Raw genomic sequence first — 19,194 nt, 5'->3', positions numbered from 1 at the left:
GGCCTGGAGCGCGCCCGCGGCACGGTGAATGCCTTGGCCACGATCGGACTTCCGGCGGCCGTCCTCGCCGGCAATGGTCGCGTCAGGGCAACGAACACGCTGTTCGATCAGGAAAAGACGCTCTTCGTGGCGACGGCGTTCGGCGGTATCGCCCTTGCCAATCCGGAAAGCAACCGTTTGTTCCAGATGGCCGTGCAGGCTCGCGACGGCGAACCCGTTTCGCGCTCCATTCCGCTGCGCAGCGCCTTGCCTCCGCCGGTCGTGGTGCATGTCCTGCCGCTCAAGCGGGACGCGCATGATCTCTTTGGCGGCTGCGATCTGCTCATTGTCGCCACCGCGATCAGCGCCAGCGCGCTGGTGCCTTCGCCGACCATATTGACCGGCCTGTTCGACCTGACGGCGGCGGAAGTGCGGCTCGCCACCGCGCTGGCCAAGGGCCTTAACCTGCAGGTGGCGGCGGCTGAAGCCGGCCTGCAATTCTCGACCGTGCGCACTTATTTGAACCGTATCTTTCGCAAGACGGGAACGAATCAACAAAGCCAGCTTGTTGCGCTTTTGAAATCGGCACATCCATTCCAGCAATGAGTTATCGGATCTAGGCGATTGCACGTGATGTCCGACTTGCACGGCGCGGCCCGGAGGCGGCACACCACACCTTCCAGGAGCCGCCGGCAATGCTCTTCATCCCGGAAGGCGACGATCATTTCCTCAACCGTCCGAATGTTGGAAAGCGTTGCCAGCAGCATTTCAGGCATCAAGCTCTCCTTTTCCACGCCCCAAGAACCGCATAAAAGCACAGATTGCAATGCGGAGAACATCCACACACCACCCCTGTTTGCGCCGGAAGACGGCGAATGGAAGATCTATGGGCTTTCGGTGAACGTGAGCAGAGCGTGCCGCCAGCGCCAAGCGGTCAGGAAGAAAAGCCCGCAAAGCCCGTCACGCCAGCGCCTCCGCCCAAGCTTCCATCCACGTCGGCAAAAGCCGGCACGCGTCAATGGGAACCCCTAAGGCCAGAGCCGGGGGGCACCTTCATTTTTGCTAATTGACGATGGGCCGGAAACGAGGGCGGCATCCCAGGCTCAGCACCAGTGCAACTTGCGCGAGAGCTTCCATGTGTTAGGCTTCTTCACGAAAACGTGAGCATTCGAAGGATCGAAGGCCCCCCATGGCTGACGTCACCACCGAAGCGGTATCCGCCGTTGTTGGCAGGGTCTACGAAGCCGCCTACGACCAGGAACGATGGTTCGACGCGGTCACCAGCCTGCGTGACCTGTTCGGCGGTTCGCGCGCGTGCATCCTGCACGTCAGCCCGCGGACGGCCAAGGCGGTCGCATCCGACCTCGACCCGGAATTAAGTTCGCAAAAGGCCATCGACACGTTGATGCGCGATCCTCTGACAGCGGCGTCGGCGGCCTTGCCCGTCGGCAAAGTCTATCGTTGGCCGCCGCCACCTGATGAGCCGGCGTTCCGCCGCAGCGAACTCTGGCAGGACTGGCTAAGGCCGCGTGACATCTATAAGGGGCTCGCCTGCAACCTGATCGCCGCCAACGGGTCGCACTGGATTTTGAGTGTCGATCGCGGTCCGAGGCAGGACGCGTTTGGCAAGGAAGACATCGAGCTGTTGCAGAAGATCGTGCCGCATGTCCTGCGCGCCGGGCAGATCGGCCGGCGGCTTGAAAACACCTCGGCGCTGGCATCGGCGTTCGCGCGTCTGCCCTTCGGCGTCCTTCTGGTCAACGGTCACTGCCAGATCGCGCAGATGAACGAGGCCGCCGAAGCGATACTGGCACGGCGGGACAGTCCGTTGACTCTCAAGGACGGCACGATTGTCGCCACCGGTGTGCAGGATACGCAGGAGCTGCAGCGGCTGGTCGTGGATGCTTGCTCGTTGGTGGACGGTGTCATGCGGGGAACCGGCGGGACGCTGCTAGTGCCATCGGATCGCCAACGATCCGACTTGGCACGGCTGGTGCTGTCGGTGGCGTCTTTCGTCGATGCCCGCGCCTACAGCCTGGCATCCGAGCGCTGCGCGATGATCATGATGACAGAGGTTGCCTGCCGCATTCCCGACGGCTTCGAAATGCATGTTCACGGCCTGGAAGACGGCGCCCACGAACCGGAGCATTTTGCGTTGCTCGACCGCCTGCGACCCGACATGGCGCGCGCCAGCCTCGCGGCCACGCGCCTGGGCCTGGAGCGCGCCCGCGGCACGGTGAATGCCTTGGCCACGATCGGACTTCCGGCGGCCGTCCTCGCCGGCAATGGTCGCGTCAGGGCAACGAACACGCTGTTCGATCAGGAAAAGACGCTCTTCGTGGCGACGGCGTTCGGCGGTATCGCCCTTGCCAATCCGGAAAGCAACCGTTTGTTCCAGATGGCCGTGCAGGCTCGCGACGGCGAACCCGTTTCGCGCTCCATTCCGCTGCGCAGCGCCTTGCCTCCGCCGGTCGTGGTGCATGTCCTGCCGCTCAAGCGGGACGCGCATGATCTCTTTGGCGGCTGCGATCTGCTCATTGTCGCCACCGCGATCAGCGCCAGCGCTCTGGTGCCCTCGCCGACCATATTGACCGGCCTGTTCGACCTGACGGCGGCGGAAGTGCGGCTTGCCACCGCGCTGGCCAAGGGCCTTAATCTGCAGGCGGCGGCGGCTGAAGCCGGCCTGCAATTCTCGACCGTGCGCACTTATTTGAACCGTATCTTTCGCAAGACGGGAACGAATCAACAAAGCCAGCTTGTTGCGCTTTTGAAATCGGCACATCCATTCCAGCAATGAGCTATCGGATCTAGGCGATTGCGCGTGATGTCCGACTTGCACGGGCTTTCCGCAAGCGCGATCGCGGCCCCGAATCCGAGTCATTTTAGCATCATATGGTGACTAGGCGGCTCGCACTCTTCCCGGCAATGTTCTGCATTGGAGTTGACCGGTGTGGTTCCCGGATGGGCCCGGACCTCTTCCACCGAAATATGGCCAAAGAGGCGTTCATGAAGACGGCGATCTATTTCATCGGAGTGGCGGCGGCCGCGGCCGTGGCGATCGTGGGCTTTCCCCAATTCATAGCGACAGCGAAGACAACCTATGATCGCTGCCCAGGCACCCTGGAGCATGGAAGGTGCGGAGGTTCACGCTTTTTTGTGCTCGTCACGGATTCGGGAAAACACAAAAAGCTCCGTTCCTCCTCCAGCTCGTCTGGACACTCGAGCTCAGGCATATGGGGTACCTCCGGACAGAGCCCACGCTCTTCCGGGCAGGGCTCAGGCACATCCGGCAACACCAGTGGCGGCACGTCGGGCGGAACGAGCGGTGGCACGTCGGGCTCTTCCGGGCAGAGTTCCGGCACACCCGGAAACACCAGTGGCGGTACGTCCGGCGGCACATCGGGCACTTCCGGACAGAGTTCCGGTACGTCCGGCAACACCAGTGGTGGTACGTCCGGCAACACCAGTGGTGGTACGTCCGGCAACACCAGCGGTGGTACGTCCGGCAACACCAGTGGTAGCACGTCCGGCAACACCAGTGGTGATACGTCCGGCAACACCAGTGGTGGTACGTCCGGCAACACCAGTGGTGGCACGTCCGGCAACACCAGCGGTGGTACGTCCGGCAACACCAGCGGTGGTACGTCCGGCAACACCAGTGGTGGCACGTCCGGCAACACCAGTGGTGGCACGTCCGGCAACACCAGTGGTGGTACGTCCGGCAACACCAGTGGTGGCACGTCCGGCAACACCAGTGGTGGTACGTCCGGCAACACCAGTGGTGGCACGTCCGGCAACACCAGCGGTGGTACGTCCGGCAACACCAGTGGTGGTACGTCCGGCAACACCAGTGGTGGCACGTCCGGCAACACCAGTGGTGGTACGTCCGGCAACACCAGTGGTGGCACGTCCGGCAACACCAGTGGTGGCACGTCCGGCAACACCAGCGGTGGTACGTCCGGCAACACCAGCGGCGGCACATCGGGTGGATTGGGCGGCGGATAATCCAGCTCAGTCAGCTCGGCAGGACTTGATCGAATGGACGTCCGGCGGCAGACGTGTATGGATGTTCCAGTGGACCAGAGTGTCCATGCCCAAGGCGGCGAAAAGAACCCTGCCGCCCCGGTCCCGGCATGTCCCGGCTCGGCCAGCGGCCAGTGGACCGGTATGGCAGGCGTGCTCATGGCCCTCGCAAACGTATGGCTTTTGCGCGACTGGACTGAAGCTGCCCATCTCAAGACGCTCGCCGTGTTGGTCTTGTCGGCCGCCGTCATGCTGGCCGTGGACTTGCTCGTCCACCGTGTCCAGCTCAATCCCACCACGGAACTGGCGCGGGACGCGATCCGGCCTGTCGATCCGCTGCGGCTTGTTCACAAGCTCGTCGGCTTCTGGATGACCATTGGGTGCATTGCGGGGCTATACGCCCTCCTGCCGGAATATGGCGACGCCTTCTATCAGCCGTTCAAGGACGCCGCTCTGTATCTGCTGCCGGGCCTCATTGTCGCTTCGCCTTTCTACATTCTCCATGTCGACCGCCGGCAGCGCGATCCCTTCGATGCCTACGCGCAGCTTCCTCTGCTGCTCGCCGGGAACCGTCCGGCGAACTGGAGCATGCTGGCCGCCCACGCGCGGGGTTGGCTCGTGAAGGCTTTCTTCCTGCCCTTGATGTTCGTCTATGCCAATAACGATCTCGGCGCGCTGTGGTCGGCGCCGCTGTTCCCGCAGTGGGACTTCCGGGATGTCTTCGCCCGGCTCATCGATGTCTTCTACCTTCTGGATGTGCTCTTGGCGGTGATTGCCTATACGCTGACGTTGCGGGTGATCGACAGTCACATAAGGAGCACCGAGCCGACGATTGGTGGTTGGGCCATCTGCCTCATCTGCTACCGGCCGTTTGTGGACGCGCAGGGGCACTACATTCAATATGAACTGGACGAGCTCCATTGGGACAAGGTCCTGGCGCCCTATCCCTGGCTCTATGTACTATGGGGCAGCGCCATTCTGCTCTTGGTTTTCATCTATGTCTGGTCGACGGCGGCCTTCGGCCTGCGATTCTCCAACCTCACCCATCGTGGAATCATCACCAACGGCCCCTATCGCTGGGTGAAACATCCGGCCTATCTGAGCAAGAATCTTTGCTGGTGGCTGATCTCGGTGCCGTTCGTCGCTGGTGCGGGCTGGCTCACGGCGGTTCAATCCTGCCTGATGCTGGGCGCCGCCAATCTTGTCTATTACCTGCGCGCCAGGACCGAGGAACGGCATTTGAGCGCCGACCCGATCTATCGGGACTACCAGGCCTTTATCGCCGAGCATGGCCTCGTGGCCCGCGTGCTGAAGTTGGTGCAGCCCCCTGCCTCGCGCTCATTTTAGCATCATATGATGACTAGGCGACCCTGGCTTTTAACGGCATTTTTCAGCATCGGCTCTGGATCGATGCCGTGCCTTGCGGGGGAGAGGCGACACTCCTCGCGGTTGATCCGGAAGAGCAAGGACAGTCGCTAAGTCGGGGTCTCGGCAATGCCGAAAGCATTACCTTTCGCGCGCTCCTTCCTCATCCTTGGGTTTTGGCTGGCGATTGCATCGCTTGTCGGCACAGTGGCATTGCTGTCGATGCCCCCCGCCTCTCGTGCCGAGGACACCCAGACGGCCGAGGACACCCAGACGCAGAATGTTTTGAAGCCGGGCGATATCGCGGCCTCCGGCTTTGCCGGGGTCAGGCTTCAGGTCGAGGGGCTGCCGCCAGGCGTGGATCCCCTCTCCAAGACCGTCATCGATCCCGACGGGGTCACGCTGCGCATCTATGACGGAAGCCTCGTTGCCGCGCCGCTGGCCGGCCAGCAGCTTGATCTGCCTCTGCGCAAGGACTTCAAGGCCGGGGATATCGGCCATGTATTCGGGCTGGTTTTCGACACGCTCCCGGCCGACGAGCGCGGCACGCCCGGCCTCTATGCGGCAGCCACGTCCGCCTTTGGCCTCTATATTGTCGGCCCCGACAAGGATGGCGACGGACAGCCCGACCGGCTGACGAGAGGGGCTCCCGGCGCCCAGTTCATGGAGGGTCTGTTCGGCAAGGCCCCCTTTGGCGGCGCCGGGGCGATCTGGAAGATAGACAGCGCGACGGGCGAGGCCAGCCTCTATGCGGAGCTCTCCAAGGAAGGCGCGATCAACAGCGGGCCCGGCATCGGCGGCCTTGCCTTCGATCCCGCGAGCCGTTCGCTCTATGTTTCCGACCTTGACACCGGGCTAGTTCATCAGCTCAAGGGCCCGACTGCCGGCACCGATGCCGGCCAGTTCGATCATGGACTGCAGGGCGGGCCGCTGGCGGGCAAGGAGGCCGTCGCCGATGATGCAAAGCAGCTCGACGTCACGTCTCCGGACTTCGACGCGGCCAATCCGTCGACCTGGGGTTTTACGCAGAATGCGCGCCGGATCGACGGCATGGCGGTGCACGGGAAGCGGCTCTATTACGCTGTCGCGGAAGGTCCTGAAATCTGGTCCGTCGGCCTCGCCGAGGATGGCTCCTTCATGCAGGATGCCCGCATCGAGGTCGGCGTCGACGCCTCGCAGCCCGGCACGGTCACGGCGATAGTCTTCGACAACAGCGGCGACATGGTCCTGGCGCTGCGCAATGCGGTGCAGAATGCAGGTGATTTTGCGGCACTTGTCAGTGGCGGCCCCACCGATGTGATCCGCTATGCGCCCGAAGCCCCGGACGATCCGCAAACAGCATCGGCCTGGCAACTGGATACGCTCACCTATCCCGTTGGTCAGTCCATCGAGCGGCGCGATGCCAGCGGCGGCGTGGCGCTGCAATATGCCTACAAGCCCGACGGCAGCCTCGACCTCACCGCCTGCGGCGGAACGCTGCTTGCTTCCGGCGATGTCCTGGATCGGCAAAAGCCTGTCCATGGTCTGCAGATTGGTGCGGCAAGCCAGTTTCAGGCTGCTGCCGGCGCAGACGTTCCAACTGCCTTCGTTGCCCTTGATCCGGCTCAGGATGATGCGGCGGCGCGCGGCCATGCCGGCGGCGTTGCCGTTCTCTCGCAATGCGAAGGCGGCAGCGGATTCCCAGCCGTAGCCTCGGACGAACAGTTTCCCGGTATACCGGGAGGCGGCCAACCTGGCTTTCCCGGTGTCGAGGGCGGCGGCGGCCAGCCCGGCTTTCCAGGCGTTGACGGCGGCGGCGGGACCGGCTTTCCGGATGTCGACGGCGGCGGCGGGACCGGCTTTCCCGATGTTGAAGGTGACGGCGGCCAGACCCGCGGCAAGCTCACGCTGACCAAGACGGGCACCGTGCCGAAATGCTCCCCCAAGGGCGGGTGCGCCTTCAACATCGAAGTCAGCAACGACGGGCCAGAAGTTCCAGGTCCCATCACGATCAACGAGCAGATCGAGGCGCCCCAGGCGACGCTGACCGGCGAACCCAACGCACCTTGGCAATGCAGCAAGGCGGCGCCCTTCACCTGTACGCATCCGGGGCCGGTGCCCGCCAACGGCAAGCTCGATATGCGCCTTGTCTTCGCGCCGAATACCCCGCCGGAAACGAAAGAGGTCAGGAATTGCGCGGTCCTCGCCGGCGGGACGCCGCCTCCCGGCAATCAGCAGAAAGCGAACAATCAACAGCCGGCCGCGCTGCCGCCGCCGACGGCCAGCAACGCGAACGGTCTTGCGGTGCAGGCCTCGGGCGTGCCGGCGAGCTGCTCGCCCAAGGCTGGGACCTGCGAGTTCGAGGTCAAGGTTACCAACACCAGCGCCAATGCAGTCACTGGACCCTTCCGGGTCATACAGACCCTGTCGGTCGGAACTCAGAGCCAGGCGAAGAATTCCCCTACCAGCCTGAATGTGCCGGCCGGCCTGCAATGCAAGCCCGATGGGCGGGAGCTCGATTGCCAACAGCCGGAGCTCACCTTGGCTCCCGGCGAAAGCCGCTCCATGAAGATCGCCTTTACCATCGACACGACCGAAGGTGGCGAAGCCGATTTCGTGCAGAGCAAGGCCGCTGTCACCTTTGGACCGCTGGCCGGCGAGGCGACGGCCGCGATTGCCTTCGACGAACCCCTCAACAACAAGCTGCCAGAGCCTGGCGCGCCAGAGGCGGGCGGCAACCCGCCGGACGGAGACGCCGGCGGACAGCCGGCGGCGCCGGCCTGCGCCACCTTGCCGCTCGATCCGGACATGCCGGTGCAGACCGGGCCGGTGGTGATTTCGAAGAAAGGCCCGGCAAGCTGCCCGCTCAAAGGACCGTGCACCTTCGAGATCACGCTCACCAACACCACCGATGCGCCGGTGCCCGGTCCGATACCCTTCACCGACACGATCGATGTCGCGGGCGCCAAGCTTTCCGACGATGCTCTGCCCCCACCCTTCGCCTGCGAGAAGGGTGGCCCGCCGGTCAAATGTTCGTTCGGCAATGCGGCCACGGCGCTCGGGCCGAAGGAATCAAGAAGCGTTTCGCTGCGCTTCGACCTCGAACTGCCAGCCGGCACCAGGACGGTGAAGAATTGCGCGATGACGTCCCCGGCCGCGGTGCCGCAGAAGAAGGCCGAGCTTACGGTACCGATGAGCCGGCGCCCGCTGATTACTTATGCGGCCTTCCGATCAGCATCGCTCGCCGAGGGCAAGGGCCTTCTGCATTTCATCGACAATCCCGGCGGCAATATCGGCGGCGTGTCGAGCGTTACGAAAGACTGTACGAAATGGGGGATGAAGAAGAACGGCTTCGTCGTCATGCAAAGCAACGGCTTGCAGATTTCATTTAACCATATGGAAGTCGATCCGAACGGCAATGCCATCGGCCAGGCCTCTTTTTTCCCAAAGGATGGTGGCGGTGCCATTAGCGGCGTGGTCAGGGGCACCATATCCGGCACCAGGTTCACTTTGAACGTGACCTGGAACACCGGCGACACCGGTCTCTATAAAGGCGACATCACCGCTGACGGGAGCGTCCAGGGCGATCACATCAATCGAGCAGGTGTCATCGACACGTTTCGGAACGACGGCAGTTGGTGGACCTGCAAAGCGAGCCGGTTTTGCGAAGGCTATGCCGGCATGGCCATGTTGTCGGCAAAGACACTCGGCGAGGAGGGATGCAGGCCGACTGGTCCCGAAATTCGCTGGTCGATGGACAACCAGAAACATATCGATTTTTGCATGGCGCGCGCCAGCACGGCTGATCCCATGCTTGAGGCGGAGAACAAGGCTCGCTTCGACAGGCATGTGGAATGTGCCCGCGAAAAGCAGGTGAGACTGACTTGCCCCACTCTCGTCAAAAGCACGGTGGCCCTGAATGACCAGATGAAGGCTCTGAACTGCAAGAACGCCATTTCCTTCACCCCCAAGACCGTGATGGATATGTGCGTCCGTTCACCCTTGGTCGTGGTTGCTGTCGAACGAAGCTTTCAGAACAAGCTCGCCGCCTGCAAAGCTGAGCTTGCCGCCAACGGGAATGCGGGTGCCGGCGGAGCCGATCCCGGCGCGGACGAGGGCGATGGCGTTGGTGGCGGTGGCAAGGTGCGGGAGCCGGCCCCGGAACAATGCGCTGTGGTCAACATCGAGGAGGTCGATCCGCCGGGCGGCGGCGGCCAGGTCGATCCGCAAGCCTCGACCGCGGGGCCGCTCAGCCTGGTGAAGACATTCACCACCTGCGTCGAAAACCGCTGCGTTTTCAACGTCACGATTTCCAACACAAGCGATGCCGAGGTCAAGGGACCGGTCGAATTCACCGACGACGTGACCGGCGACGGCGCCGTCTTCAACAGCGCCACCGTCTCGGCCGCCTCCGATCCCAAATTCAACTGCGCCAGGCAGGGGCAGGGTTTCATCTGCTCCAACCCGGCGGTCACGCTCGCGGCGAAAAGCTCCGTCAGCATCACCCTCACCGCCGATCTGGGCAAGGGCATCGGCGCGGTCAAGGAAATGAAGAACTGCGCCACGCTGAAAGGCGCGGCTGCACCGTCCTGCGCCACCGCCCGGCTGCTGCAGCCCGCGCCGCAGCCCGAACAGCCCAAGAACCTCGCGCTGGCGCACAATCCGGCGGTGGCGCAATGCTCGGACATAGGCGGCGGATGCGTCTTCACGACATCAGTCAGCAATCCCGCCGACGCGCCGGAGTTCAATGGGCCGCTCTCCTTCACCGTCCATCTATCGCAGCCGGACGGCAGCGCCTTCCCCAACATCGCGATGGAGGGCGGCGGCGAGGCAGCAAGTGTCCCCGGTGTGACCGCGCCGATCTCCTGCAAGAAGGACGGCAATGACGTAACCTGCACCTCCGCGGTGACGGCGAAAATTCAGCCCGGCAAGACTGTGCCCGTGTCGATGACGTTCAAGCCCGGCAGCGGAACGAATGCGACTGCGATCAAGACCTGCGCTTCGTTCGCGGGCGGCGAACAGACATGCGCCAGCATTCCGCTGGTCAAAGGCCCGCTGCTCAGGGCCCAGAAATTCACCGCGGCCACCTCTTGCGTGCCGAGTTGCGCCTTCGGAATTTTGCTGAAGAATGTCGGAACTGACGCTGCTTCCGGCCCCTTTGTCATCAAGGAGGATTTCAAGCCCATCACCGACACCACGATCGAGACCGTCGATGGCGACTTCGCGTGCTCGACCACCAATGGCACCGTCGGATGCATCTCGACCAACAAGGGCACGAATGTTCTGAAACCCGGCGAAACGCTCAGCGGCCGGGTGCTGGTCAAAACCTCGAGGGTTTCTCCGACCTACACGAACTGCATCGACTATAATCCGGCCGCCAACGCCAAGCCCAGTCCGTTCGACAGGGATTTCGCCGGCCGCTGCGTCACCATCAAGGACGAGGTGCATAAGGGCGCTAACCTGATGGTCGAGGTCCTCCCTCCCAACGGCAAACCGAACGGCGTTGGCGAGTGTGGCATCAACGAGGTGTGCCGCTTCAGAGTCAGCGTGAAGAGCAATGGGTCGGATACGGTCGTCGGCCCGCCGCCATTCAACGCCAAGGTCCGGAATGGCATCGTTCAGTTCATCAATGCCGGTCTCACAGTAAAAGGCACCGGCGCCTGCAGCAAGAAGGATGGCGACACCCAGACTGTCGCGTGTCAGAGCGCCGTGTCGATGCCCCCGGAAACATTCCTCGATGCCGATGCCGTGGTGATCGCCGGGGCGACATGGAAGAAGAACGATACGCTCACCTTATGCGCGACAGTACCGCCGGTTGACAGCAATCCGAATGACAATGAAGGCTGCGCGTCGGTCAAGCTCGACCCCTTCAGCGTCAAGGTCACCAAGACCGGCGATCAATCCTGCACCCTGGGCGGCGATTGCCACTTCGCCCTCAGGCTGTTCAATCCGGGGCCGATCGACCACAACGCGCCGGTCACCATTTCCGACAAACTGACGGGGCTTGCCTCGGCGCAGATCGTCTCGATCACGCCGCCACTGCCCTGCGCGACGCAGCCGACGCAGATCCCGTTCTCCTGCACATCGCCCGGCCCCGTGCGCCTCGATCTCGATGCCCCCGAAGGCAGCGAGTTCGGCCCGCGCAACTTCAACATGGTCGTGCGCCTGCCGAGCGATGCCTCGGCAGGCCGGTTCTCGAATTGCGCCGACGTCTCGGACGGAACGCCCGGCATCAATGATCAGTCCTGCAAGACGGTTTCCCTGACCCCGCCCGTGCAGACCTGTCAAGGCGGCATGGTGCTCGCCAATGGCATCTGTGCCTGTCCGCCCAACACCAGATGGGATGGCAAGAGCTGCAGCGGAACCGGCGGCGCTTCCACCTCGAAGCCGATCACGCCCGAGGCGGCGCCGGTCCTCGCCGTCCCGTCCGCCACCTGCAAGTTCGGCATGATCCTCGCCGGCAATGGCCTGTGCGCCTGCCCCGCCAACACCAAATGGACCGGCAAGGCCTGCGAGGCCGCCGGCCCAGGAAGCGGCGGAATTGGCTTGATCAAGCAGGCTCCGCAGGTGCAGGCCAGGGTCTGCCCCGCCGATCGGCCGATGGGGGCGTACCCCAATTGCTGTCCGCAAGGTACGGAATATCGTAATGGCAAATGCCGTTCTCAGAAGACGGCACCCATAGAGGTCAAGTGCGGCAGCGGCCTTGTGAAGGATGCAAGGACCGGACGGTGCATCGCCTGCAAACGCGGCAGCCATGCCGAGGGCAATGCCTGCGTGCTCAACAGGATCAAGCAGCAGCCAGGAATCTGTCCCGCGGATCGGCCGGTTGGTGCCTATCCCAATTGCTGTCCGCAAGGGACCGAGTACCGCAATGGCAAATGCCGCTCCCCGCAGCCGGCCCAGGTAAAGTGCCGCCGGAGCCAGGTGCTTGATGCCGCGACCGGCGTCTGCGTCGATCGCGCAAGGCAACGGTTCTGTCCCGCTGACCGCCCTGTCGGGGCCTATCCGAATTGCTGCCCAGAGCGCTACCAGTTTGGACGCGGAAAGTGCCGTCCGATGCGCGATCAACAGCAGGAACAGCAATCTTGTCCCGCCAACCGGCCCGTTGGGGTCTATCCGAATTGCTGTCCGGAAGGATACCAATTTGGGCGTGGCAGGTGCCGCCCGGTGCGCGATCAGCAGCAGGAACAGCAATCTTGTCCCGCCAACCGGCCCGTCGGGGTCTATCCGAACTGCTGCCCGGAGGGATATCAATTTGGGCGCGGCAGGTGCCGCATGATCCGCGACCAGAATCAGCAGCCACAACAGCCGGATCAGGGCACCAGGCCTGTCCGCAAGAAGACCTGTCCGGATGGCACGGTCGTCTATGGCCGGTATAGCAAGTGCCCGAACGACAACCCCGCGCCACAACCACAACCACAACCACAACCGCAACAACAGCAATGCAGAGGCGACCAGGTCAGCACGTCGTCCGGCTGCGTGTGTCCGACCGGCACGCGGGAATCCAGTGGCCAGTGCATCGATCGCGTCAATTGAGCCAAGTGAAATGACATCGGGAGATTGCATCCGTGAAACCCTCGTTCTTCGCGACACTGGCGGGCATGGTGGCCATGGCGGGTGTTTCGATCTTTCACCCCACTGAACTCCATGCCGGAGCCCCGCTGACCGACGTCTGCTATGAAGCGCCTTGCTCCGTCCAGAAAGCGGAAAGCAAAAACGGCAAGCTCGATCAGGCGCCGCAGATGCTCGCCTTCGAGATAAAGATAAGGTTCGGATGCCCGGACGGCTTTCGCAAGGAAGACGGCGAATGTGTGCGCGACCGAAGAGGCAAGAAGAGAAGGTTTGAATGCCCCGACGGCTTCCATAGGCAGGACGGTGAATGCGTGCGCGACCGAAGGGGCAAGAAGAACCAGGCGAGAGGTTGCCCGGAAGGCACGGAGTTCCGCCGCGGCAAATGCCGCGAGAGCGAGTTCCCCCCTGTGGAGCAAGAGGAGGAGCAGACCTGCTCGCACAATGATCACTTGGAGAACGGCCGGTGCGTGCCGTGCCGACAAGGCCAGCATGTCGAAGGAGACGAATGTGTACCGGACTAGAATTCTTCGGATAGGCCTGACGGCTCTTGGCCTGGCGCTCTCCTCTTTGCTGGCGCAGGCCGAAGATGTCGAAGGCTGCACCGACAATCCGTTCGTCGGACGTTTCCAGGGCGCGACGATCGCCTATTGCAAGGCGAAGGATTTCGATGAGCTGGTGTTCCTGCAGTCACCGCATGATTATGGCGCGCTGCTGGAGCGCAATGCCATGAAGGACAGGTCGGGGCCGGAATGGCTCAAGCAGCAGGGAAGAGCCAGCGAGTTGCGCTATGAATTGCCGCCCGGCAGTTCTTCGCTGGAGGTCGCGAGCAGCTATGAGGCCGATCTCAAGGCGAAAGGCTTCAGCATCCTTTTCTCCTGCGCCGATCAGGAGTGCCTGGTCGGCAATCTGCGCGACCTCTACCTGCTGGGCGAACAGCTCGATCCGACCAATGGCATATCGACCGCCTATGCCGACCATGTCCGCTACCTCCTGGCCAAGCTCGAGCGGCCGGAAGGTGCCATCTATGTGAGCGCCATGGCCGGCGAGGACAAGGACGGGGCCGTCGTCTTCGTGCGCGTGCTGGAAGCCAAGGGCATGGATCCCGCAAAGGTGGCGACGGCGGCTCCCGAGGATCTGTCGGATTCACTCGCTTCGCAAGGCAGCGTCAATCTCTATGGCATCCTGTTCGATTACAACCAGGACGCCGTGAAGCCGGAATCGAAGCCGGCTTTGGACGAGATCGCCAAGGTGCTGACCGACAAGCCGGCGCTGCGCCTCAAGATCATTGGCCATACCGACAATGCGGGCAGCGCCGCCTATAATCTCGATCTCTCTACCCGCCGCGCCGCCAATGTGTCCGCGGCCTTGGTGGGCGGCTACAGCATCGATCCCGCCCGGCTCTCATTCGAAGGGGCGGGCCTGTCACGCCCGATCGAATCCAACGACACCGACGAAGGGCGCGCCAAGAACCGCCGCGTCGAGCTTGTCGTGCAATAGCCGGTTCGGATCATGAAGCCTGTGCACGACTTCAAAAGATTTGGCCACACCGGGCTGTGCGCGCTCATGGCGCTGGCCTGCGCTTCCCGCATCGCCGACGCCGCATCCATCACCATCGACTGCGCGCGCGAAGACAAGTTGGTCGTGGGCTGGACCGCACCGCTCGCCCTTTCATATCCCGGCGGGGCCAGCGGCGACCTGGCGCTGACGTCGGAACATATCACATTCACTTTGCCCGCCGCGCAAACCCTGACGACCGGCGTCGTCGACGGGACCGATGTGACGGCAACCTCCATATACGGTTCAGGCGAAACATCTTCAGTGATGCCCGACCCCGCGGCGCTCATGGCGTGCGTGGAGAATTCACTGCAGCCGGAGCTCCAGGATGATGCGGATGCGCAGGCCCTTGCGCTGCTTGGCTGCGCGTCCAAGGTGGCAATGAGCACGTCTCCGATTGCCGTCCACGCAAGCGTGTCGGTTGGTCTCTTTCCGGGAAACGAGCCGACGGTGCCGGACGTGAACGTCGAGATCAGACGCAGCTATAGGAACGCGAAAACCCCGGCGGGCGATGCCATCACCATCGAAACCTATCCCAGCAACTGCAAGCTTGCTGGGCAATGAGCAGCGACCCATCGCCTTCCGGGGACCGCAAGGGGCGATAACTTCTGGCAACCGATTCGGCATCGGGCAGCGCGTTGGCTGTTTCCAGGAACATCCTTGACTGGATTGCGTTTCCTATTCCGGACCTTTCCAAAACAGGGAGAACGGTGTCATGGACTGGAACCGCGTGGAAGGAAACTGGAAACAGGTGAAAGGCAAGGTCAAGGAGCAGTGGGGCAAACTCACCGATGACGACCTTGACCGCATCGCCGGCAAGCGCGATCAACTCGAAGGCAAGATCCAGGAGCGTTACGGCATCGAAAAGGACCGCGTGCGGCGCGATGTCGACGATTGGTACGGGCGGCAGGGTTGGTAGGCATGTGAGCCCCGGCTGTGGCCATTCCAGGACGCGGCCCAACAGTCCGGCAGGACCATGCGGGCGCTGAGCCTTGTCGTCGGTTGAGTTTTGCAGCAAGGATTTCGTACTGTGGCTGAAAATATCTCTCGTAAGCAGGAGCAACGGGGGACAAGAAGAATTGTCACGTGGGCGATCGCAGTTATCGCCGTGATTTTTCTTGCTCTACTGGCTATATTCGTGTTCGGCCCGTTGCTATGACTTTCATGGCGATGATTGAGCTGTCTCCGATCCGGGGATGATCGGGCATTGGTCGGGGACGCGGGCAGCGGCCACCAGTGAGCAACTATGCTTCAGGCGAGGGCATGCGGCCAGCGCTGCTTCCGCGGCCGGACGACGCCAAGGCGGCGCACCTATATCGACCGCCGTCGCGCGGCTAGCCGGTCTGCAGTGCCGGCACAAAACCTGTTTCACAAGAATTTTGCTGAACACGATTTCGCCGGGAACATATCAGGAAAGGATTGGTTTGGTGGCGGTACACCCAACCAGGAGATCCACCATGATCGTCAAACTTCTGTCCGCCGCTGTGCTCGCGCTCACATTGGCCACATCGGCAGTGGCACAGTCGAACAGTTCCGGCTCCAACAGCGGTTCGGGCTCGAACGACGGCACCGGGGCTACGTCTGGAAATACCGGCGGCAACAGCGGCACCGGCTCTGGAACGTCCGTGAATCCTTCCGATCCGAGCACTACAAACTCGACAAATTCCACAACGAAATCAGGTGGCATGACTGACCGCTGCAAAGATTCGGCAGGCAACGACATCGACAACAACACCGCGACGGGCACGACAACATCGAATGTGCAGAACTGTAATAAATGACCCGGCTCCTCAATCCGTTGCCGGACCAGTGCTTCGGCAGAGCATTGAGCGCTGAGAGCGGTAAGCGCAGATGAACCGGCAGGCCGCCAAGCAAGCGCCGCCCCAATTCTGGTGGTTGGCAGGAGCATCGGCGGCTGTCGCCATCGGTTTTGCCGTCTTCGCCAGCGGATCGGTTCGCAGCAACAGTCTGCGAGAAACCACGCTTGTGCAGGCGATCGGCGGTGACCCTCAACGAGCCGTCCCGGCCATGATCCGCAACGGCTGTGGCGGATGTCACGAAATCCCGGGGGTGCCCGGCGCCCGTGGTACCGTCGGTCCCTCCCTACAGGGCGTCGTCGAAAGAGGATATATCGGGGCATCGCGAGCCAGCCCGGATGCGATGATGCGCTGGATCAGCAGAGCGCGGGACGTAGACCCGAACACGGCCATGCCCAATACAAATCTGTCGCCTCAAGAGGCGCGCGACATCACCGCCTATCTCTATGCGCGGACATGAGGCGCACTGAACTGGTCCGACGGCGCAGGCGCCTTGCCAGCAGAAGCAGCAGCCCAAGCATCAACACGGCGGCGCACGCCACAAGTGATTGAGCCGCCAGAACCATGATTGTCTGGCCTGTTGTCGAGCCGGCCCGCATCTGGCGTATATCGGCCGCGGTAACGCTGACGTCGGGATTTCCGAACCGAGCGGTGACGTAATTTGCAAGGGCTGCCACCTGGCCATCGTCCAGCCAGCCGCCGAAGGCCGCCATCGACTTACGCCCCGCCACGTCGCCAGCTTTGACGCCTTCAAGGATGGTCATGGCGACATCCTCGGGTGTGGCCGCGCCGGGGGTGCTGTTGCGGGTCAAGGACGGATAGGATCCGTCTGACGATCCGCCTCCGTTCGCCCCATGGCACGTCGAACAGAGCGATCGATAGAGATCATCGCCGGCTGCGGTCCCGCTGCCTTGCGTCATCCCTTCGGTTCCAGCATCGCCGTCGGCCGTGGCCGCGTTACCCCATGAGAACCGCGGCTGCTTTTCGTCTCCCGATTGGGCGGGCACGTCCCTGAGATAAGCGACGATGGCCTGGATATCGTCATCGGAAAGATGTTGCAGGCTGTTCATGACCGTTTCCGCCATCGGCCCGCCCGCATAAGCCTTCCCGGGAACGGCGCCGGTTTTGAGAAATCGAGACAGCTCTTCGTTGCTCCAGCCGCCGACGCCTGCGATCTTGTCGCTGGTAATGTTGAAGGCCTGCCAGATGCCGGCGGTGCCGCCGGCAAGCTTGTGGTCTTCATCCATGCCGAACGTCGCATTCCTTGGCGTGTGGCAGGCACCGCAGTGGCCGAGCACCTCGACCAGGTAGGCTCCCCTGTTCCATGCGGCGGTCCGGTTCCGATCGGGCGTGAAACTGCCGGTATGCAGGTTCGCGAGCTTCCACAGCGCAACTGTCCAGCGCTGGTTGAATGGAAAAGGCAGGATGTTTCGCGGCTGCGGCTGCGAGATCGGCGGCTGCGCCAGGAGGTAGGTCCGGATCGCAAGCACGTCCTCGCGGCTCATCGCGGCGAAGCTGTCATAGGGCATGGCGGGATAGAGATCGGCTCCGTCGCGCCTGATACCTTTCTGCACGGCCCGCACGAACTCGTCCGCGGAGTAGCGTCCAATGCCCGTGTCGGGATCAGGTGTGATGTTGGTCGAGTATACGTCGCCGAAGGGTGTCGGCACGCGATAGCCTCCAGCGAACGGGCGGCTCGGATTGGACGTGTGGCAGCCGATGCAGTCGGCCGCTCGGGTAAGGTATTCACCCTTCTGGATTTCGCTCGCCCGCAGCTCAGTGCAAAGCGCCAACGATGCCAAGACGAGCGCGACCGCCCGGGAGGTGACGGCCGGGAATGGAATGCCCGCGGCAGGCCAAGGCGCGCACCGGCGGACGGCCAATCTCCGGGTCTTTGACCTTGTCACAGTTCGCACCCGCTGAAGATCAGCCCTGCCATCAGTTGCGCCAGCAAGATGAGCGTGAACAGCGCCCCGATGCCCACGGAAGTCCTGGCAAGGAATGCGCGCGTGCGCGCCTTCAGGGGCGGAACCGTACCATGTCCGCGGTCATGAACGGCGTGCCACGACAGCAGCGCGCCTGCCAAGGCGACAGCGGCGCCTGTCAACGAGAACAAGGCAGTGGGACGAAAGCCGGCGTGGCATTGCCAGGATGCAATCGAATAATCGAGCTGCAGCGTTATTGCCCACGCAACTGGTCCGCTGACCAGGCCTGCCCAGGAAACGCCGGTACGGATCGCCTGCATCTCACATCCTCGGAGCCCAATAGATAACAAGATAGAGCACGACCCATGAGACGACGACGAAGTCCCAGTAGAAGGCGTTGTCCGAGACGTCGCTGAAGCGGCGGCCTGCCTTGCCTTTTTGCGTGAACATGAGAACCGCCAGGACGATCGTGTCGCCGACATCGGTAAGGAGGTGCGTCGTATGCAGCCCGAGCAGGAACCAGACGATCGATCCGTAAGCGTTCTGATCCCAGGAAATCCGCAGAGCCGGAAATTCCCAGATGCGAACGATCAGCGGAAGAATGCCGACGATCGACATGACGACCATGCCAAGGCGAACTTTCGCCAGGTCCTGGCGACGTGCCCAAACCTCGATCATGTGGTTGGGCACGACGCTCGCAACCAGAATAACCAGCACTGCCGTCCCCGGCAGCAGATCTGGCGCAGGGGCCCCAACGGGCCAATGCCGGGCCAGCACGGCCAGATAGAAGTAAGTGCCTATCGCCAAGGCAAAACCGGTTGCCTCGAGGGCAATGAAGGCAAGGGTTCCCCACCACATCGGACTCGCTGACCCGAAATCGTATGTGGGCAGGTGACTGACGTCGGCGACGGGGCGGTGCCTCATTCCTCGTCCTCCGGTTCGCCTTTCGGCCAGAACCAGCAGATGAAGCCGATCGAAAC

At 62.8% G+C, this 19,194-nt stretch carries 13 protein-coding genes and 1 pseudogene; 11 read left to right on the top strand and 3 right to left on the bottom strand.

The annotated features are described in order from the left end of the window. The 11 genes and pseudogenes from EN949_RS11420 to EN949_RS11365 all read left to right on the top strand — a co-directional run. Positions 1 to 585, top strand: a pseudogene (locus tag EN949_RS11420) (helix-turn-helix transcriptional regulator); the annotation flags it as partial. 583 nt (positions 586 to 1,168) lie between these two features. After that, positions 1,169 to 2,776: a hypothetical protein gene (locus tag EN949_RS36145; protein ID WP_127371688.1), complete on the top strand. Its 1,608-nt coding sequence runs from the start codon at positions 1,169 to 1,171 to the stop codon at positions 2,774 to 2,776. A gap of 209 nt (positions 2,777 to 2,985) precedes the next feature. Next, on the top strand, positions 2,986 to 3,984 hold the full coding sequence (locus EN949_RS11405; RefSeq protein WP_164782492.1) for a hypothetical protein: 999 nt from the start codon (positions 2,986 to 2,988) through the stop codon (positions 3,982 to 3,984). Between the two features lie 69 nt (positions 3,985 to 4,053). Further along, a complete protein-coding gene (locus EN949_RS11400; RefSeq protein WP_164753428.1) occupies positions 4,054 to 5,349 on the top strand; it encodes an isoprenylcysteine carboxylmethyltransferase family protein in 1,296 nt (431 codons plus the stop codon). A 147-nt stretch (positions 5,350 to 5,496) separates the two neighbouring features. Further along, a complete protein-coding gene (locus EN949_RS11395; protein WP_127371687.1) occupies positions 5,497 to 12,882 on the top strand; it encodes a hypothetical protein in 7,386 nt (2,461 codons plus the stop codon). A gap of 32 nt (positions 12,883 to 12,914) precedes the next feature. Continuing rightward, on the top strand, positions 12,915 to 13,439 hold the full coding sequence (locus tag EN949_RS11390) for a hypothetical protein (RefSeq protein ID WP_013533230.1): 525 nt from the start codon (positions 12,915 to 12,917) through the stop codon (positions 13,437 to 13,439). Continuing rightward, positions 13,426 to 14,415: an OmpA family protein gene (locus tag EN949_RS11385; RefSeq protein WP_245458925.1), complete on the top strand. Its 990-nt coding sequence runs from the start codon at positions 13,426 to 13,428 to the stop codon at positions 14,413 to 14,415. Before EN949_RS11390 ends, EN949_RS11385 begins: the two co-directional genes overlap by 14 nt. Positions 14,416 to 14,427: 12 nt before the next feature. Continuing rightward, on the top strand, positions 14,428 to 15,036 hold the full coding sequence (locus EN949_RS11380; protein WP_127365586.1) for a hypothetical protein: 609 nt from the start codon (positions 14,428 to 14,430) through the stop codon (positions 15,034 to 15,036). A gap of 151 nt (positions 15,037 to 15,187) precedes the next feature. Further along, complete coding sequence (locus tag EN949_RS11375; RefSeq protein WP_013533227.1) at positions 15,188 to 15,391, top strand: CsbD family protein; 204 nt, start codon at positions 15,188 to 15,190, stop codon at positions 15,389 to 15,391. Between the two features lie 538 nt (positions 15,392 to 15,929). After that, the gene (locus EN949_RS11370; RefSeq protein WP_013533226.1) at positions 15,930 to 16,253 is read left to right on the top strand and encodes a hypothetical protein; all 324 of its coding nucleotides are present in this window, start codon (positions 15,930 to 15,932) and stop codon (positions 16,251 to 16,253) included. A gap of 70 nt (positions 16,254 to 16,323) precedes the next feature. After that, a complete protein-coding gene (locus EN949_RS11365; protein WP_127365587.1) occupies positions 16,324 to 16,749 on the top strand; it encodes a c-type cytochrome in 426 nt (141 codons plus the stop codon). Here the strand turns inward: EN949_RS11365 and EN949_RS11360 are convergent. The 3 genes from EN949_RS11360 to EN949_RS11350 all read right to left on the bottom strand — a co-directional run bounded on the left by EN949_RS11360 (position 16,721) and on the right by EN949_RS11350 (position 19,138). Next, positions 16,721 to 17,959: a cytochrome c gene (locus EN949_RS11360; RefSeq protein WP_164754757.1), complete on the bottom strand. Its 1,239-nt coding sequence runs from the start codon at positions 17,957 to 17,959 to the stop codon at positions 16,721 to 16,723. The genes EN949_RS11365 and EN949_RS11360 overlap by 29 nt on opposite strands. A gap of 233 nt (positions 17,960 to 18,192) precedes the next feature. Beyond that, a complete protein-coding gene (locus tag EN949_RS11355) occupies positions 18,193 to 18,534 on the bottom strand; it encodes a hypothetical protein (protein ID WP_024502345.1) in 342 nt (113 codons plus the stop codon). Position 18,535: 1 nt separating this feature from the next. Continuing rightward, complete coding sequence (locus EN949_RS11350) at positions 18,536 to 19,138, bottom strand: cytochrome c oxidase subunit 3 (RefSeq protein ID WP_127365589.1); 603 nt, start codon at positions 19,136 to 19,138, stop codon at positions 18,536 to 18,538. Positions 19,139 to 19,194: the final 56 nt, after the last annotated feature.

Source organism: Mesorhizobium sp. M7A.F.Ca.US.007.01.2.1 (genome assembly GCF_003998165.1).
Classification (GTDB): Bacteria; Pseudomonadota; Alphaproteobacteria; order Rhizobiales; family Rhizobiaceae; genus Mesorhizobium; species Mesorhizobium ciceri.
This window is presented reverse-complemented; position numbering and strand designations above follow the sequence as displayed.

Coding starts and splice junctions, on each gene's coding strand:
- EN949_RS36145 (WP_127371688.1), top strand. CDS start 1,169: ATGGCTGACGTCACCACCGAAGCGGTATCCGCCGTTGTTGGCAGGGTC.
- EN949_RS11405 (WP_164782492.1), top strand. CDS start 2,986: ATGAAGACGGCGATCTATTTCATCGGAGTGGCGGCGGCCGCGGCCGTG.
- EN949_RS11395 (WP_127371687.1), top strand. CDS start 5,497: ATGCCGAAAGCATTACCTTTCGCGCGCTCCTTCCTCATCCTTGGGTTT.
- EN949_RS11380 (WP_127365586.1), top strand. CDS start 14,428: ATGAAGCCTGTGCACGACTTCAAAAGATTTGGCCACACCGGGCTGTGC.
- EN949_RS11375 (WP_013533227.1), top strand. CDS start 15,188: ATGGACTGGAACCGCGTGGAAGGAAACTGGAAACAGGTGAAAGGCAAG.
- EN949_RS11370 (WP_013533226.1), top strand. CDS start 15,930: ATGATCGTCAAACTTCTGTCCGCCGCTGTGCTCGCGCTCACATTGGCC.
- EN949_RS11365 (WP_127365587.1), top strand. CDS start 16,324: ATGAACCGGCAGGCCGCCAAGCAAGCGCCGCCCCAATTCTGGTGGTTG.
- EN949_RS11355 (WP_024502345.1), bottom strand. CDS start 18,534: ATGCAGGCGATCCGTACCGGCGTTTCCTGGGCAGGCCTGGTCAGCGGA.
- EN949_RS11350 (WP_127365589.1), bottom strand. CDS start 19,138: ATGAGGCACCGCCCCGTCGCCGACGTCAGTCACCTGCCCACATACGAT.